Source organism: Azospirillum sp. A1-3 (assembly GCF_023806445.1).
Lineage (GTDB): Bacteria > Pseudomonadota > Alphaproteobacteria > Azospirillales > Azospirillaceae > Azospirillum.
The window spans coordinates 391,666-407,541 of the sequence record NZ_JAMSLU010000001.1 but is presented as its reverse complement, the minus strand read 5'-3'; the positions used below and the strand labels follow the sequence as shown (position 1 = coordinate 407,541).

The window sequence follows — 15,876 nt, the reverse complement described above, 5'->3', positions numbered from 1 at the left end:
CGCGGCCCTCAGCCCTTGGTGGCGGCGCGCAGCGCCTGCTTCAGGTCGTCGATCAGGTCTTCGCAATCCTCCAGCCCGATGGACAGGCGGATCATGTCCTCCCCCACCCCGGCAGCGGCGAGCGCCTCCGCATCCAGCTGGGCATGGGTGGTGCTGGCCGGATGGATCACCAGAGACTTGGCGTCGCCGACATTGGCGAGATGCGAGAACAGGCTCAGCGACTCGATGAAACGGCGCCCGGCCTCGCGGCCGCCATGCGCGCCGGGCCGGATGCCGAAGGAGATGATGGAACCGGCGCCATGCGGCAGCAACCGGGCGGCCAGGGCGTGGTCGGGATGGTCCACCAGTTCCGGGTAGGAGACCCAGGCGACCGCCCCCTTCTCCGCATTCAGCTCCCCTTCCAGGAAGCAGACGATCTTGCGGGTGTTGTGGATGTGCGCCTTCATCCGCAGCGGCAGCGTTTCCACGCCCTGCAGGATCTGGAAGGCGTTCATCGGGCTCATGCAGGCGCCGAAATCGCGCAAGCCTTCGGCACGGGCGCGGGCGATGAAGGCGGCCGGACCGTATTCCTCGGCGAAGTCGATGCCGTGATAGCCGGCATAGGGCTCGGTCAGGGTCGGGAACTTGCCCGAGGCCTCCCAATCGAACCGGCCGCCGTCGATCACCACACCGCCGATGGCGGTGCCGTGCCCGCCCAGCCACTTGGTGCAGGAATGCATGACCAGATCGGCGCCATGCTCGAACGGGCGGCAGAGATAGGGGGTGGTGAAGGTCGAGTCGATCAGCAGCGGGATCCCGGCCTCATGGGCGATGGCCGCGACCTTCGGCACGTCCAGAACCTCCAGCCCCGGATTGCCCAGCACCTCGCCGAAGACAAGGCGGGTTTCCGGACGGATCGCCGCGCGGATGCCGTCGAGGTCGCGCGGATGGACGAAGGTCGTGGTGATGCCGAACCGCGGCAGCGTATAGGCCAACAGGTTGCGGCTGCCGCCATAGATGGAGGAGGAGGCGACGATGTGCCCGCCCGCCCCCATCAGCGTCATGATGGCGAGCGTCAGCGCCGCCTGTCCGCTGGCGGTGCAGACGGCGCCCACCCCGCCTTCCAGCGTCGCCAGCCGCTCCTCCAGCACCGCGACGGTGGGGTTGGAGATGCGCGAATAGATGTGGCCCGGCCGTTCCAGATTGAACAGGGCCGCCGCCTGATCGACGTCGCTGAAGACGTAGGAGGAAGTCAGATGGATCGGAACCGCCCGCGCCCCGGTCGCCGGATCGGGCCTTTGCCCCGCATGCAGGCTCTGCGTGTCGAACTTCAGGAACTTGGCGCCGGCCATGCTACTCCCTCCCCTTGATGTTGGAAGAGGGCCGCCTGTGATGGAGCGGCCCTCTTCGCTTTTCAGCTTTTTATTTGCCAGCCCTGTTCAACCCGCATTCCAGCGGCATCGACGGTGCGGAAGCGTATGGAGACATGACGCGCGCGTCAAGGCGGTTGGGAGGGGCGGCGCCGAAGCCGTATCCCTCAGGTCGCCACCCCCACCATCGTCTCCTCCGCCAGCCAGTCCACCACCCGGCGCAGCGCTTCGTCCTCGTCGGCGCCGTCGGCGCGCGCCGCCTGGAAGATCTCGATCTGCCGATGGGCGCTGGTGCCGCGCTTGATGATCTCGCGCGCCCGTTCGACCTCTGCGGTGCAGCCGAACTGCTCCGCATCCTCGCGGGTCAGGTCGATGATCTCGTCCAGCAGGTCGGCATAGGGCACGATGCGGCCCTGCCCGAAATCGACCAGCCCGCTGTCCAGTCCATAGCGCTGGGCGCGCCAGCGGTTTTCCTCGATCAGCAGGTTCTTGTAGGGCCGCCACGTCACATTGCGCAGCTTCAGCCGCCACAGCATGCGCAGCAGGCAGCGATACAGCGCCGCCACCGTCACCGCATCGTCCAGACGGGTGCAAATGTCGGTGATGCGCATCTCCAGCGTCGGGAATCGCGAGGACGGTCGGATGTCCCACCACAGCTTGCTGGCATCCTCGATCACCCCGGCATTCACCAGCACCGCCACATGGCTCTGATACTCGCCGAAGCTCTGGAAGCCGGCGGGCATGCCGGTGCGCGGCAGTTCGTGCCAGACGCTGAGTCGGTAGGACCGGCGCTCCATGTCGCGCCCGCGCCAGAAGGGCGAGGAGGTCGACAGCGCCAGCAGATGCGGCAGGAAATAGCGGACCTGATTCATCAGGTCGATGCGCAGGTCGTCGTCCTCGATCCCGACATGGACATGCATGCCGCAGATCATCAGCCGGCGGGCCGGCGCCCCCAGATCGCGGGCCAGCATGTTGTAGCGGTCGCGGTTGGTGTGCTTCTGCGGTTCCCACGCGGCGAAGGGATGGGTGGAGGCGGCGATCGGCGCCAGCCCATAGCGGTCGGCCACCCCGGCCACCGTGGCGCGCAGAGCCGCCAGCTCGGTCCGCGCCTCGCCGAGCGTCCTGCAGACCGGTGTTCCCACCTCGATCTGGCAGCGCAGGAATTCCGGATGGATGCGGCCGGGCGCCTGTTCCTGGCACGCTTCCAGCATCTCGTCCGGCGGGCTGGGCACGATGTCGCGCGTGCCGCGGTCGACCAGCAGATATTCCTCTTCCAGGCCGAGGGTGAAGGACGGTTCGGTCGCGGCGCTATTCATTGGCACGGCGCTTTCCATTCGGTGTTCAGGCCCGCGGATAATGATGGATGGTCGCCAGCGAAGGCAGGGACAGCAGCGGTTCCAGCGCATCGCCGATCACCTGCGCCCACAGCTCGGCACCCTCCGGCGTGGCGATCAGGTCCTGCCGAACCTCCAGCAGGACATTGGGATAACCCGCGGGCGTCGCGTGGGTCTCCACAGTCCCGCCCAGCGTGCCGCGGCCGGAATAGGGCTGGTTGTCGCCGACGCACCAGCGGCCGTCGGCCTTCAGCGCCTCGATCAGCGGCACCGGCAGGCGCGGATCGTTGTCCCACAGCACGCCGATATGCCAGGGCCGCGCCACACCGCGCATGGCCGGCGTGAAGCTGTGGACCGAGACCAGCACCGGCACCTGTCCACGGGTGCGGATCGCCGAGACGGCGGCCGCCACCGCGGCGTGATAGGGCTTGAACAGCGCCTCCACCCGCTGGGCCTGGGCCTCGGCATCGAGCGCGCGGTTGCCGGGAATCACCACGTCGTCGCTGACCACCGGAATCGCCGTGGGGTCCTGGATCGCACGATTAGGGTCGATCACCAGACGGGAGAAACCGGACAGCACCGCGGTGGCGCCGAAGCGGTCGGCCAGCCGCCGCGTCACCTCCGCCGCGCCGATGTCGTAGGCGATGTGACGGCAGAGCTGTTCCTCCGGCAAACCGAGGTCGCCGAGTGACGCGGGAATTGCACGCGAAGCATGGTCGCACACCAGCAGCAGCGGCCCGCTGGCATCCGGGTTCAGCGTGGTCGCCGGCGGCGGATCGTTCGGACCCAGCAGAGGCGCCGCCGCTCGGGGCGCCGGTGCGGGAGCGGTGACGGGCTGGCGATGTTCGGTAGGTGATGAGGCCATATGCCACACTAGCGCAACCGCTGCGCCGGGCGGAAGCGCGGCCGATGGTGGTAGCCCGAACGGTAAGCTGATACGCTCCAGTTCCTTCTCCGCGCGAACCGACCCGGAAGACGCCCCGCATGCTTCGCCTGCTCACCCTCTGCCTTGCCGTGATGGCGCTGCTCAGCGCTTGCGGACCCGTTTACGAGACGCAATACAGCCTTGTCCCGCCAAGCTCGGCCGAAGGCCGGCTCTGCGTCAACCAATGTCAGCAGAACCGCAATTACTGCCGTCAGAATTGCGGCATGTCGCAGCAGGCCTGCGTGAACGAGGCACGGTCGCGGGCCCTCTACGAGTATCAGTCTTATGTCAACCGCCAGCAGGCGGAGAAGAAGCCGATCAAGAAGTCGGTGAGCGATTTCGACCGCTCCTATTCCTGCGGCAACAGCAGCTGCGAAGCGCGGTGCGAGGCCGACTATCGCGACTGTTTCGGCGGAAGCTGCGGTGGGCAGGTGGTCGCCAAGCGCGTCTGCACCGCCTTCTGCGATCAGGAGAAGCCGGCCCCCGCACCCGCAGCGGCGCCGATGCTGAGCCCCATCCCGCCGGGCGCCGCCCAGGCGCCGATGACGTCGGCCCCCAACGCCGGTTATCAGGCCGGCGCGTCGCTGTGCCAGCCCGGCATGCGGGTGGAGGTCCAGTGGAAGGGAGACTGGTATCCGGCGACGGTGAAGGACAAGCCGCGCAAGGACGGCCGCTGCCCGGTCCATTATGACGACTACAGCGCCGAGGACGACGAGACGGTTTCGCTTCGCCGCATCCGGCCGCGCTGATCGGCACCGCGGCCGGAAAGGCCAGCCTGACCGCCCATCCGGCAGCCTCCAGGGGAATTGCGGAGACGCACGGCAGCCATGACTTGCGTCCCGCTGGCCCGGCGGTGGGACGGCGGATATAAGCGGTCCATGCCAGACGCCAGTGCTTTCACCGCCGACCATCTGTACCGGACGCAGCGCATCGCCCTGATCGCGCTGCTGATCGGCGCCCTGGGCATCGCCTTCGCGCCCATCTTCGTGCGGCTGTCGGAGGTCGGTCCGGTCGCCACCGGCTTCTGGCGCACGGCGTTGGCGACGCCAGTCCTGGCGCTGTGGATGGCCAGCGAATCGCGGCAGCGGGGCGGACGGGCCAGCCGGCGCCCCTCCTCGCTTTCGGACTATGCGCGCCTGTCGCTCGCCGGGCTGTTCTTCGCCGGCGACCTTGCGATTTGGCACACGTCGATCCGCTACACGTCCGTCGCCAATTCCACGCTGCTGGCCAACTTTGCCCCGCTATATGTGGCGCCGGCCGCATGGTTCCTGTTCAAGGAACGGATCACCGGCCGGTTCGTCCTCGGCATGCTGCTGGCGCTGGCCGGTGCCATCGTGCTGATGGGCCAAAGTTTCCAGCTCAACGCCGACCACCTGTTCGGCGATGCGCTCGGTCTGCTGACCGCGGGATTCTATGCCGGCTACATCCTGTCGGTCGGGCGGCTGCGCGCCGAGTTCTCCACCGCGACCATCATGACCTGGAGCGGCGCCATATCCGCCGCCGTTCTGTTGCCGATCGGCCTGTATGACGGCGAAGCCATGCTTCCGACGAGCGCAAATGGCTGGGCGGTGCTGGCCGGCCTCGCCCTGTTCAGCCATGCCTGCGGCCAGAGCCTGATCGCCTACGCGCTGGCCCACCTGCCGGCCTCCTTCTCGTCGCTCAGCCTCCTGCTGCAGCCGGCGGCGGCGGCAATCCTCGCCTGGATCCTGCTGAACGAACCCCTGGGACCCTTGCAGGCGATCGGTGCCGCGGTGATCCTGGCGGGCATTCTGATGGCTCGCCCCGGCGGCCGTTGAGCCGTCGGCGCCGCACCATCGCCGCCATGTTTTTCCGCCCCGCGGGCAAGGCGCCGCAGTGTGCCTGTGCCCCATTGACCGCACCCGCGGGGACCGTTACCGGTAGGACCGATCATCGATGAACCGCCTTCCGACCAAAGGGGAACAACCCGTGTCCGGCACCGACGACAGCGCTCACGTCCCCTCCTCCTCGCAGCGCATTTCGGAGTGGGTGGCCCAACAGCTTCTCGACCGCATCGCGCGTGGCGAGCTGGTGCCGGGGGAGCGCCTGCCGGGCGAACGCCAGCTGGCCGAACAGCTGCATGTCAGCCGGGTGTCCGTCCGCGCCGCGCTGCAGAAGCTGAAGACCCAGGGATTCCTCACCGCAGTCCAGGGCGGCGGGACCCGCGTGGTATCGTCGGCCGGCGTGATGGACGGTGCCCTCACCACCATGGTGCGCAGCACCCACCAGAACCTGTGTGACCTCGTCGAGATCCGTATGGCCCTGGAAAGCTGGGCCGCCCGCCGTGCCGCCGAACGCGCAACGCAGGAGCAGATCGACACCATCGGCCGCATCCTGGCGGCGATGAGCGAAACCAACCGCGACGGCGGACGCGCGGCCGACGACATGGATTTCCACGTCGCCGTCGCCCAGGCGTCGGGCAGCCCGGTCTATCTCCACCTGCTGTCGACCATCCGCGACATCCTCGGCAACATGGTCGAGATGAAGCACACCGAGCCCTTCATGGAAAACCATGAGGCGCTGATGATCGAGCACCACCGCGCCATTCATCAGGCCATCGCCCGGCGCGACCCCGACGCCGCGGCCAATGCCGTCACCGCGCATCTCGGCTGGATTCTGGCGCGCTACCGCACCATGACCGATGAGCCGGCGGTCCAGGTGGGCACCCCACCCTCCCCTGACGCCGCCGGCGCCTGATCTCCGCATTCCGCCCCGACCATGAAAAAAGGCCGCAGCCTCCCGAAGGAGACTGCGGCCTTTTCACATCCGACCGGCGGCGATCCTCAGCTGGCGAGGATCGTCTCGATCTGCTTGGTCACCTCATCGATGTCGGCCATGCCGTCCACCACCTTCAGCACGCCGCGACCCTGGTAATAGGGCAGGATCGGCGCCGTCTGCTGATGGTACTGGGCCAGACGGGTGGTCACCGTCTCCGCATTGTCGTCGGCGCGCCGCTTGAACTCGGTGCTGCCGCAGACGTCGCAGACGCCCTCGACCTTCGGCTTCTCGAAGCTGTCGTGATAGCCCTTGCCGCACTTGGCGCAGGTGTAACGGCCGGTGATGCGTTCCACCAGCACGTCGTCGACCACCCGCATCTCGATCACATGGTCGAGCTTCAGGCCCTTCTCGTCGAGCATCTTGTCGAGCGCCTCGGCCTGGGCCACGGTGCGCGGGAAGCCGTCGAGGATGAAGCCGTTCTTCACGTCCGGCTTCGAAATGCGCTCGGCGATCATGCTGACCATCAGCTCGTCCGGCATCAGCTTGCCGGCGGCCATGATCTCCTTCGCCTGCTGCCCAAGCGGCCCGCCTTCCGCCACCATGGCGCGGAGCATGTCGCCGGTCGACAACTGCACCAGACCACGAGTGTCTTCCAGACGGCGCGCCTGGGTCCCCTTCCCGGCGCCCGGCGGACCGAGCAGTATGAGGTTCATTACTTTCTCCCCCGAAGCTTAGATTTCTTGATCAATCCCTCATACTGGTGAGCCAGCAGGTGGGAATGAATCTGCGCGACCGTGTCCATCGTGACGGTGACCACGATCAGCAGGCTGGTGCCGCCAAAATAAAACGGAACCGAGTGCTGGGATATCAGGATTTCGGGGAGGAGACAAACCGCCACAAGGTAGGCGGAGCCGATGACCGTCAACCGCGTCAGCACATAGTCGATGTGGTCGGCGGTGTTCTTGCCCGGACGGATGCCCGGAATGAAACCGCCATACTTGCGCAGGTTCTCGGCCGTCTCCGTCGGATTGAAGACGATCGCGGTGTAGAAGAAGCAGAAGAACACGATCAGCGAGGCGTAAAGCAGCATATAGAGCGGCGTGCCGTGCGCGACGTAGCGCGACACCGCCTGCAGCCACTCCGGCCCCTCGCCGCCGGCGAAGCCCACCGCGGTCAGCGGCAGCAGCAGAAGCGAGGACGCGAAGATCGGCGGAATGACGCCGGCGGTGTTCATTTTCAGCGGCAGGTGCGACGCTTCGCCGCCGAACACCCGGTTGCCGACCTGTCGCTTCGGGTACTGCACCAGCAGACGGCGCTGAGCCCGTTCCATGAAGACGATGAAGAACACCACGCCGACGGCCATCAGCAGCATCAGGATGATGAAGACGGTCGACAGTGCGCCCTGACGGCCGAGTTCCAGCGTGTTGACCAGCGCGCGCGGCAGTTCCGCGACGATGCCGGCGAAGATGATCAGCGAGGTGCCGTTGCCGATGCCGCGGGCGGTGATCTGCTCGCCCAGCCACATCAGGAACATGGTGCCGCCGACCAGCGTGATGACCGTGGCGACGCGGAAGAACAGGCCCGGGTCGAGCACAGCCGCTCCCGTGGAGCCGCGCATCGACTCGAGACCGACCGCAAGGCCGTAGGCCTGAACCGTGGCGAGGGCCACCGTGCCGAATCGGGTGTACTGGTTCAGCTTCTTGCGCCCGGCCTCGCCTTCCTTCTTCATCGCCTCCATCTGCGGCGACACGGCGGTCAGCAGCTGCACGATGATCGACGCCGAGATGTACGGCATGATGTTGAGCGCGAAGATGGTCATGCGGTGCAGCGCGCCGCCGGCCAGCATGTCGAACATGCCCAGGATGCCGCTGCCCTGCTGCTTGAACACGTCCTGCAGGATGTGCGGATCGATGCCCGGAATCGGGATATAAGTGCCCAACCGGTAGACGATCAGGGCCGCCAAGGTGAACCAAATCCGCTTTTTCAGCTCGGTCGCCTTGGAGAAAGCCCCGAAATTGATGTTGGCGGCAAGCTGCTCGGCCGCTGATGCCATGGTCCAATCCCTGTCCCGTAAGCGCGAACGGGGCGGCACTGCATGACGCAGGCCGCCCCTCGCGACTTCGCTTTTTGTAGTGCCACGAAAGCCCGCGCGCAAGCGCAGGCTTGTCGCGGAACTTTACTCGGCGGCTTCGGCGGCGGGAGCGGTCAGCGTGACGCTGCCACCCGCCTTCTCGACGGCCTCGATCGCCGACTTGGACGCGCCGGCAACCGTGAAGGAAACCTTCGCGGTCAGCTCGCCCTTGCCCAGCAGACGGACACCGTCCTTCTTCACCTTGCCGGTCACACCGGCGGCGTTGAGCGCCGCGGCATCGATGGTCTCGGCGGCGTTCAGCTTGCCCAGGTCGATGGCCTTCTGGATCATGCCCAGGTTAACCACCGAGTATTCCTTGGCGAAGATGTTCCGGAAACCACGCTTCGGCAGGCGGCGGTGCAGAGGCATCTGCCCGCCTTCGAAGCCGTTGATCGCCACGCCGGTGCGCGAGGTCTGACCCTTCACGCCGCGGCCAGCGGTCTTGCCCTTGCCCGAACCGATACCGCGACCGACGCGCATGCGCGCCTTGCGGGCACCGGCGTTGTCACGCAGGTCATTAAGCTTGGTCATGATCTCAGCCCTCGTTCTCGACGCGGACCAGGTGCGCGACCTTGGCGATCATGCCCCGCACGGCCGGAGTGTCCTCCAGCTCGCGGGTCCGGTGCAGCTTGTTGAGACCCAGACCGACCAGCGTCTCGCGCTGGTCGTGCTTGCGGCCGATCGGGCTGCCGATCTGGGTCACGACGACGGTCTTCTTCTCCGCCATGATCAGGCCTCCTGTCCGGCGCCGGCCTCACGACGGCCGAGGATGTCGCTCACGCGACGACCGCGACGCGCCGCGACGGACCGCGGGCTGGTGACCTGGGTCAGGGCGTCGAACGTCGCCTTGATCATGTTGTGCGGGTTCGACGTGCCGATCGACTTGGTCACGACGTCAGCGACGCCGAGAGCCTCGAAGATCGCGCGCATCGGACCACCGGCGATGATGCCGGTACCGGCCGGAGCGGCCCGCAGCACGACCTTGCCGGCACCGAAGTGGCCGTTGGTGTCATGATGCAGCGTACGGCCTTCGCGCAGCGGAACACGGATCATGCCGCGCTTGGCCTGATCGGTCGCCTTGCGGATGGCTTCCGGGACTTCACGGGCCTTGCCCGAGCCGACGCCGACGCGACCCTTGCCGTCGCCAACGACGACCAGAGCGGCGAAGCCGAAGCGACGACCACCCTTGACGACCTTGGCGACGCGGTTGATGCCGACGAGCTTTTCGATCAGCTCGCTTTCTTCCCGCTCGCGCGGCTGCCGGTCGCGGTTGTCCCGCTCCCCACGTTCACGTGCCATATCCGGGCCTCCTTAGAACGACAGCCCGCCCTCACGGGCGGCGTCGGCCAGGGCCTTGACCCGGCCATGGTAAATGTAACCACCGCGATCGAACACGACCTCGGTAATCCCAGCGGCCTTGGCGCGTTCGGCGATCAGCTCGCCGATGCGCTTGGCAGCATCGACGTTGCCGCCGTGCTTGAGCTGCTCGCGCAGCTCCTTCTCGAGCGACGAGGCCGACGCGAGCGTCTTGCCGTTTTCGTCGTCGATGATCTGGGCGTAGATGTGCAGATTGGACCGGAAGACCGAGAGGCGAACGCGCCCGCCGGCCTTCTTGGCAATCTGCGCGCGCACGCGCTGCTTGCGGCGCTCGTGGAGTTGCTTTGGCTTCAGCATGGCGGTTACTTCTTCTTACCTTCCTTGCGCAGGACGGTTTCGGTCTCGTACTTGATGCCCTTGCCCTTATAGGGCTCCGGCTTCTTCCAACCGCGGATCTCGGCGGCAACCTGGCCGACCTTGTGCTTGTCGTAGCCGCTGACCGAGATGGCCGTCGGCTTGTCGCACTTGATCGTGATGCCTTCCGGGATCGGGTACTTCACGTCGTGCGAGAAGCCGAGCTGGAGAACCAGCTCCTTGCCCTGCACGGCCGCGCGGTAACCGACGCCGTTGATCTCGAGATTAATCGTGTAGCCCTGGCTGACACCGGTGACCATGTTGTTGATCAGGGTGCGCGAGGTCGCCCACATGACGCGGGCGCGCTTGCTGTCGTTTGCCGGCTTCACCACCACCTTGCCGTCTTCCAGCGAGGCGGTGATGTCGTCGATCAGGGTCATGCTGAGTTGCCCCAGCTTGCCCTTGGCCGTGACCTGCTGACCGTCGACTTTCACGTCGACGCCAGCCGGGACCGGCACGGGATGCTTGCCAATGCGCGACATCTGCCAATCCCCCTTAGAACACGCGGCAGAGGACTTCGCCGCCGACGTTGGCGGCGCGGGCCTCATTGTCCGACATCACGCCACGCGGGGTCGACAGGATCGACAGACCAAGCCCGTTGTAGACACGGGGCAGGTCGGCGATCTTCGAGTACACGCGACGGCCGGGCTTGGACACACGGCCGATCTGCTTAATGACAGGCTCGCCTTCGTGGTACTTCAGCTCGATCTTCAGGTTCTTGACGCCCGGACGCAGTTCTTCCTCGGACCAGCCGCGGATGAAGCCTTCACGCTTCAGAACTTCCAGGACGTTGACGCGCAGCTTAGACGCCGGGGAAACCACAACGGACATGCGGGCGTGCTGACCGTTACGGATGCGGGTCAGCATATCGCCGAGCGGATCGCTCAAAGACATTCTCGGACCCTCCTTACCAGCTCGACTTCGTCATGCCCGGAATCTGGCCGGTAGAGGCCAGTTCGCGGAGCGTGACGCGGGACAGCTTGAACTTGCGATAGAACGCGCGCGGACGCCCGGTCATTTCGCAGCGGTTCCGGATGCGCACCTTCGAGGAGTTGCGCGGCAGTTCGGCCAGCTTGAGGCGGGCAGCGAATTGCTCTTCCGGCGGGAGGGCCTTGTCGTTCGCGATTGCCTTCAGGCGCGCACGCTTGTTCGCGTACTGCTTGGCCAGCTTGGCGCGACGCTTGTTCTTTTCGATGGCACTGGTCTTAGCCATGGTCGTGCTCCAGCCTCAGCTCACGAACGGCATGTCGAAGCCCTTCAGGAGAGCCTTGGCTTCCTGGTCGGTCTTCGCCGAAGTGACGATGATGATGTCCATGCCGCGGATTTGATCGATCTTGTCGTAATCGATCTCCGGGAAAATGATCTGCTCCTTGACGCCCATGGCGTAGTTGCCACGGCCGTCAAAGCTGTCACCCGGGATACCGCGGAAGTCACGGACGCGCGGCAACGCAATCGTCACCAGGCGATCCAGGAACTCGTACATGCGGTCGCGACGGAGCGTGACCTTGCAGCCGATCGCCATGCCTTCGCGCAGCTTGAACTGGGCGATCGACTTGCGCGACTTGGTCACCACCGGCTTCTGACCGGTGATGGCGGCCATCTCGGCCACGGCGAGCTGGATCTTCTTGGAGTCGGCGACAGCCTCGCCGACACCCATGTTGACCACGATCTTCTCGATCCGCGGAACTTCCAGGTCGTTCTTGTAGCCGAATTCCGACTTCAGAGCGGCGCGGATCTTGGAATCGTAAACTTCTTTCAAACGTGCGGTCATGCCCGGGTCCTCACAGGTCAATGACTTCGCCGGACCGCTTGGCGACACGCACCTTGCGGCCATCCTCAAGGATCTTGAAACCGACGCGGGTCGGCTTGCCATCCTTGGGATCGACGTGAGCGAGGTTGGAGACGTTGATCGGCGCCTCCATCTCGATGATGCCACCCTGCGAGCGGGCGCTGGCACGCTGGTGCTTCTTCACCACGTTCACGCCCTGCACAACGGCACGGTTCTCCTTGGGGAAAACCTTCAACACCTCGCCGGTCTTGCCCTTGTCACGGCCGGTCAGGACAACGACCTTGTCCTTGGTCTTGATCTTGGCGGCCATTACAGCACCTCCGGCGCCAGCGAGATGATCTTCATGAACTTCTTGCCGCGCAGTTCACGAGTGACCGGCCCGAAAATACGGGTGCCGATCGGCTCGCCCTGCTTGTTGATGAGCACGGCGGCGTTCCGGTCGAAACGGATCGCCGACCCGTCCTCCCGACGCAGTTCCTTCGCGGTGCGGACGATGACGGCGCGATGCACGTCGCCCTTCTTGACGCGGCCCTTCGGAATGGCCTCCTTGACCGAGACGACGATGACGTCGCCCACGGTCGCGACCTTCCGCTTGGACCCGCCAAGCACCTTGATGCACTGCACCCGGCGCGCCCCGCTGTTATCGGCGACTTCCAGGTTGGTTTGCATCTGGATCATTGTTTACGACCTTTCGTTATCACGCGGCGCCGCTGTCGGCGGCGGACTCCGTCACGACCGTCCAACGCTTGGACTTCGAGATCGGGCGGCATTCGATGATCGAAACGGTATCGCCGACCTTGAACTGGTTGCCCTCATCGTGGGCGGCGTACTTCTTCGACTGACGAATGAACTTCTTGTACACGGGGTGCATGACACGGCGCTCGACAAGAACCGTAACGGTCTTGTCGCACTTGTCGCTGACCACCGTGCCCTGCAGAACGCGGCGAGGCATGGATGATCCCCCTTACTTGCCGGCGTCGGCGGAGCGGGCGCGCTCGCCGATGATGGTCTTGATGCGGGCGATGTCGCGGCGCACCGTGTTCACCCGCGCGGTGTTCTCCAGCTGGCCGGAGGCCTTCTGGAAACGCAGGTTGAACTGTTCCTTCTTGAGCTGGAGGAGCTGATCGTTCAGCTCATCCGCGCTCTTCGTACGAATGTCTACGGCCTTCATGCCGCGGTCTCCTCGACACCGCCCAGGCGGGTCACCAGCTTCACCTTGATCGGCAGCTTCGCGGCCGCCAGAGCGAAGGCGGTTTTTGCCACATCTGCCGGCACGCCGTCCAGTTCAAACAGGATGCGGCCGGGCTTCACGCGGGCCGCCCAGTACTCCGGCGAACCCTTACCGGAACCCATGCGGACTTCGGCGGGCTTGGTGGAGACGGGGAGGTCCGGGAAAATGCGGATCCAGACGCGGCCCTGACGCTTCATCGCACGGGTGATCGCGCGGCGGGCCGCCTCGATCTGACGGGCGGTGATGCGCTCCGGCTCCAGGGCCTTGAGGCCGAAGGAGCCGAAGTTCAGGGCGGTGCCGCCCTTGGCGTTGCCGTGGATGCGGCCCTTGTGGGCCTTACGGAATTTCGTGCGCTTGGGAGAAAGCATCGCTCGGCCCCTTTACTCGCGTTCGGAGCGCTCGGAGCGCTCGCGACGGTCGCGACGATCATGGCGATCGCGGCGCGGCTCGCCATCGGTCGACACCGGCTCGGAACCCATGCGCTTGTCCTGCGCCATCGGGTCATGAGCCATGACCTCGCCCTTGAACACCCACACCTTGACACCGCAGGTGCCGTAGGTGGTCTTGGCGGTGCCCACACCGTAGTCGATGTCGGCGCGCAGGGTGTGCAGCGGCACGCGGCCCTCGCGGTACCACTCCATGCGGGCGATTTCCGCACCGCCAAGACGGCCCGAGCAGTTGATCCGGATGCCCTGGGCGCCCAGACGCATGGCGGACTGCACGGCGCGCTTCATGGCGCGACGAAATGCCACACGGCGCTCGAGCTGGCTGGCGATGTTCTCGGCGATGAGGCGAGCGTCGATTTCCGGCTTGCGGATCTCGACGATGTTCAGGCTCACCTCGCTGCCGGTCATCTTCGACAGCTCAAGACGCAGCTTCTCGATGTCCGCGCCCTTCTTGCCGATCACCACACCCGGACGGGCCGAGTGGATGGTGATGCGGGCCTTCTTGGCCGGACGTTCGATGACGACGCGCGAGCAACCGGCCTGCTGCAGGCGACCCTGCAGATAGCCACGCAGCTTCAGGTCCTGGTGCAGCAGATTGGCGTAGTCGCGCTTGGCGAACCAACGGCTGTCCCAGGTCCGGTTGATGCCGAGGCGCAGCCCGATCGGATTGATTTTCTGACCCATTACTCGGCCCCCTCGGCAACGGCGGCGTCACGCTCGCGGACGATGATCGTCAGGTTGCTGAACAGCTTCTCGACCCGGGCGCCACGACCGCGGGCACGGGCATGGAAGCGCTTCATCACCAGAGCGCGACCGACCGTCGCCGACGACACGTACAGACGGTCGACGTCGAGCTGGTGGTTGTTCTCGGCGTTCGCGATCGCGGCCTGCAGGACCTTCTTCACTTCGCCGGCGATGCGGCGCTTGGAGAAGGTCAGCTCGGCCACGGCACGGCTGGCATCCATGTTCCGGATGAGCTGGGCGACGAGGTTGAGCTTCCGCGGGCTGGTGCGGATCATCGGATTGCGGGCCAGAGCCTCGTTCTCCGCGACCCGGCTGGGGTTGGCAGACTTGCCCATGGCTTACTTCCTCTTCGCCTTCTTGTCCGCCGCGTGGCCATAGAAGGTCCGCGTCGGAGCGAACTCGCCGAACTTGTGACCGATCATGTGCTCGGTAACCAGAACCGGCAGGAACTTGTGGCCGTTGTAGACGCCGAACGTCAGACCGACGAACTGCGGCAGGATGGTCGAACGACGCGACCAGATCTTGATGATCTCGTTGCGGCCCGAAGCCCGGCTCTTGTCCGCCTTCTTCAGCAGATAGCCGTCGACGAACGGGCCCTTCCAAACGGAGCGTGCCATCGTTCGACCTCCTTACTTCGAATGACGGCGGCGCAGGATCAGGCCATCCGTCTTCTTGTTGTGACGAGTCTTCTTGCCCTTGGTCGGCTTGCCCCACGGCGTGACCGGATGACGGCCGCCCGAGGTGCGACCCTCACCACCACCGTGCGGGTGGTCGATCGGGTTCATGGCGACGCCACGGACCGACGGACGCTTGCCCAGCCAGCGGTTGCGACCGGCCTTGCCAAGGTTGGTGTTCATCTGGTCCGGGTTGGACACGGCACCCAGGGTGGCCATGCACTCGCCACGAACCATGCGCAGCTCGCCGGACGGCAGCTTCAGCTGGGCGTAGCCGCCGTCGCGGCCGACCAGCTGCAGGTAGGTACCGGCGGAACGAGCCACCTGACCACCCTTGCCGGCCTTCAGCTCGACGTTGTGCACGATCGAACCGACGGGGATGTTCTTCAGCGGCATCGCGTTGCCGGGCTTCACGTCGGTGCGCTCGCCGGAGATCACGGTGTCGCCGACCTTCAGGCGCTGCGGCGCCAGGATGTAGGACAGGGTCCCATCCTGGTACTTGATCAGCGCGATGAAGGCCGTGCGGTTCGGATCGTATTCCAGCCGCTCGACGGTGGCCGGAACGTCGAACTTGCGACGCTTGAAGTCCACCAGACGGTAGGTACGCTTGTGACCGCCACCCATCCGGCGCGCAGTGATGCGGCCGGTGTTGTTGCGTCCACCAGACTTGGTCAGGCCCTCGGTGAGGGTCTTGACCGGCTTGCCCTTCCACAGCTCCGAGCGGTCGACGATGACCAGCTGGCGGAGCGAGGGAGTAATCGGGCGGTATTGCTTCAGAGCCATCGG

25 protein-coding genes are annotated in these 15,876 nt (G+C 65.8%); 3 read left to right on the top strand and 22 right to left on the bottom strand.

The genetic code is table 11. From position 1 onward, the window contains the following. Nucleotides 1-8: 8 nt before the first annotated feature. From M5E06_RS01935 to M5E06_RS01925, 3 genes are all read right to left on the bottom strand, one after another. On the bottom strand, nt 9-1,331 hold the full coding sequence (locus M5E06_RS01935; protein WP_252136951.1) for an O-acetylhomoserine aminocarboxypropyltransferase: 1,323 nt from the start codon (nt 1,329-1,331) through the stop codon (nt 9-11). 185 nt (nt 1,332-1,516) lie between these two features. Next, nucleotides 1,517-2,665, bottom strand: coding sequence for a carboxylate-amine ligase (locus M5E06_RS01930; RefSeq protein ID WP_252138500.1), 1,149 nt, complete (start codon nt 2,663-2,665; stop codon nt 1,517-1,519). A 25-nt stretch (nt 2,666-2,690) separates the two neighbouring features. Next, on the bottom strand, nt 2,691-3,548 hold the full coding sequence (locus M5E06_RS01925) for an N-formylglutamate amidohydrolase (protein ID WP_252136950.1): 858 nt from the start codon (nt 3,546-3,548) through the stop codon (nt 2,691-2,693). A 119-nt stretch (nt 3,549-3,667) separates the two neighbouring features. On the opposite strand from M5E06_RS01925, the gene M5E06_RS01920 reads away from it, so the two are divergent. The 3 genes from M5E06_RS01920 (at nt 3,668) to M5E06_RS01910 (ending at nt 6,323) form a co-directional block, all read left to right on the top strand. Beyond that, nucleotides 3,668-4,357, top strand: coding sequence for an Aq_678 family protein (locus M5E06_RS01920; RefSeq protein ID WP_252136949.1), 690 nt, complete (start codon nt 3,668-3,670; stop codon nt 4,355-4,357). 129 nt (nt 4,358-4,486) lie between these two features. Next, nucleotides 4,487-5,404, top strand: coding sequence for a DMT family transporter (locus tag M5E06_RS01915; RefSeq protein WP_252136948.1), 918 nt, complete (start codon nt 4,487-4,489; stop codon nt 5,402-5,404). 151 nt (nt 5,405-5,555) lie between these two features. Then, nucleotides 5,556-6,323 (top strand): FadR/GntR family transcriptional regulator, encoded by a 768-nt coding sequence (locus M5E06_RS01910; protein ID WP_252136947.1) that lies wholly within the window; start codon nt 5,556-5,558, stop codon nt 6,321-6,323. A gap of 86 nt (nt 6,324-6,409) precedes the next feature. Here the strand turns inward: M5E06_RS01910 and M5E06_RS01905 are convergent, their stop codons facing one another. The 19 genes from M5E06_RS01905 to rplB form a co-directional block, all read right to left on the bottom strand. After that, nucleotides 6,410-7,057 (bottom strand): adenylate kinase, encoded by a 648-nt coding sequence (locus M5E06_RS01905; RefSeq protein WP_109076315.1) that lies wholly within the window; start codon nt 7,055-7,057, stop codon nt 6,410-6,412. Beyond that, nucleotides 7,057-8,397 carry a preprotein translocase subunit SecY gene (secY, locus tag M5E06_RS01900; protein ID WP_252136946.1) on the bottom strand — a complete coding sequence of 447 codons (1,341 nt, stop codon included), beginning with the start codon at nt 8,395-8,397 and terminating at the stop codon, nt 7,057-7,059. The genes M5E06_RS01905 and secY overlap by 1 nt, the downstream gene beginning before the upstream one ends. Before the next feature lie 123 nt (nt 8,398-8,520). Continuing rightward, on the bottom strand, nt 8,521-9,006 hold the full coding sequence (gene rplO / locus M5E06_RS01895; protein ID WP_109154398.1) for a 50S ribosomal protein L15: 486 nt from the start codon (nt 9,004-9,006) through the stop codon (nt 8,521-8,523). 4 nt (nt 9,007-9,010) lie between these two features. Beyond that, nucleotides 9,011-9,202 (bottom strand): 50S ribosomal protein L30, encoded by a 192-nt coding sequence (gene rpmD / locus M5E06_RS01890; protein WP_014246903.1) that lies wholly within the window; start codon nt 9,200-9,202, stop codon nt 9,011-9,013. A 2-nt stretch (nt 9,203-9,204) separates the two neighbouring features. Beyond that, on the bottom strand, nt 9,205-9,774 hold the full coding sequence (gene rpsE / locus M5E06_RS01885; protein WP_014246902.1) for a 30S ribosomal protein S5: 570 nt from the start codon (nt 9,772-9,774) through the stop codon (nt 9,205-9,207). Nucleotides 9,775-9,786: 12 nt separating this feature from the next. After that, complete coding sequence (gene rplR / locus M5E06_RS01880; RefSeq protein WP_014246901.1) at nt 9,787-10,149, bottom strand: 50S ribosomal protein L18; 363 nt, start codon at nt 10,147-10,149, stop codon at nt 9,787-9,789. Nucleotides 10,150-10,154: 5 nt separating this feature from the next. Then, nucleotides 10,155-10,688: a 50S ribosomal protein L6 gene (gene rplF, locus M5E06_RS01875; protein WP_109154399.1), complete on the bottom strand. Its 534-nt coding sequence runs from the start codon at nt 10,686-10,688 to the stop codon at nt 10,155-10,157. Nucleotides 10,689-10,701: 13 nt separating this feature from the next. After that, nucleotides 10,702-11,100, bottom strand: coding sequence for a 30S ribosomal protein S8 (rpsH, locus tag M5E06_RS01870; protein WP_109154400.1), 399 nt, complete (start codon nt 11,098-11,100; stop codon nt 10,702-10,704). Between the two features lie 13 nt (nt 11,101-11,113). Continuing rightward, nucleotides 11,114-11,419: a 30S ribosomal protein S14 gene (rpsN, locus tag M5E06_RS01865; RefSeq protein WP_098740488.1), complete on the bottom strand. Its 306-nt coding sequence runs from the start codon at nt 11,417-11,419 to the stop codon at nt 11,114-11,116. A 15-nt stretch (nt 11,420-11,434) separates the two neighbouring features. After that, nucleotides 11,435-11,977 (bottom strand): 50S ribosomal protein L5, encoded by a 543-nt coding sequence (gene rplE / locus M5E06_RS01860; protein ID WP_012973217.1) that lies wholly within the window; start codon nt 11,975-11,977, stop codon nt 11,435-11,437. 10 nt (nt 11,978-11,987) lie between these two features. Beyond that, complete coding sequence (gene rplX / locus M5E06_RS01855) at nt 11,988-12,305, bottom strand: 50S ribosomal protein L24 (protein ID WP_014246896.1); 318 nt, start codon at nt 12,303-12,305, stop codon at nt 11,988-11,990. After that, nucleotides 12,305-12,673, bottom strand: a complete 369-nt coding sequence (gene rplN, locus M5E06_RS01850; protein WP_012973215.1) for a 50S ribosomal protein L14 — start codon at nt 12,671-12,673, stop codon at nt 12,305-12,307. Before rplN ends, rplX begins: the two co-directional genes overlap by 1 nt. A gap of 19 nt (nt 12,674-12,692) precedes the next feature. Further along, nucleotides 12,693-12,947 (bottom strand): 30S ribosomal protein S17, encoded by a 255-nt coding sequence (gene rpsQ, locus M5E06_RS01845; protein ID WP_042694099.1) that lies wholly within the window; start codon nt 12,945-12,947, stop codon nt 12,693-12,695. 12 nt (nt 12,948-12,959) lie between these two features. Next, nucleotides 12,960-13,166: a 50S ribosomal protein L29 gene (gene rpmC, locus M5E06_RS01840; RefSeq protein WP_111065626.1), complete on the bottom strand. Its 207-nt coding sequence runs from the start codon at nt 13,164-13,166 to the stop codon at nt 12,960-12,962. Next, complete coding sequence (gene rplP, locus M5E06_RS01835) at nt 13,163-13,594, bottom strand: 50S ribosomal protein L16 (protein WP_014246894.1); 432 nt, start codon at nt 13,592-13,594, stop codon at nt 13,163-13,165. The genes rpmC and rplP overlap by 4 nt, the downstream gene beginning before the upstream one ends. 12 nt (nt 13,595-13,606) lie before the next feature. Further along, the gene (gene rpsC, locus M5E06_RS01830) at nt 13,607-14,356 is read right to left on the bottom strand and encodes a 30S ribosomal protein S3 (protein WP_085088119.1); all 750 of its coding nucleotides are present in this window, start codon (nt 14,354-14,356) and stop codon (nt 13,607-13,609) included. Continuing rightward, on the bottom strand, nt 14,356-14,751 hold the full coding sequence (gene rplV, locus M5E06_RS01825) for a 50S ribosomal protein L22 (RefSeq protein ID WP_012973210.1): 396 nt from the start codon (nt 14,749-14,751) through the stop codon (nt 14,356-14,358). Before rplV ends, rpsC begins: the two co-directional genes overlap by 1 nt. Nucleotides 14,752-14,754: 3 nt before the next feature. Further along, nucleotides 14,755-15,033: a 30S ribosomal protein S19 gene (gene rpsS, locus M5E06_RS01820; protein ID WP_012973209.1), complete on the bottom strand. Its 279-nt coding sequence runs from the start codon at nt 15,031-15,033 to the stop codon at nt 14,755-14,757. Nucleotides 15,034-15,045: 12 nt separating this feature from the next. Beyond that, nucleotides 15,046-15,873, bottom strand: coding sequence for a 50S ribosomal protein L2 (gene rplB / locus M5E06_RS01815; RefSeq protein WP_098740492.1), 828 nt, complete (start codon nt 15,871-15,873; stop codon nt 15,046-15,048). Between the last annotated feature and the right edge of the window lie 3 nt (nt 15,874-15,876).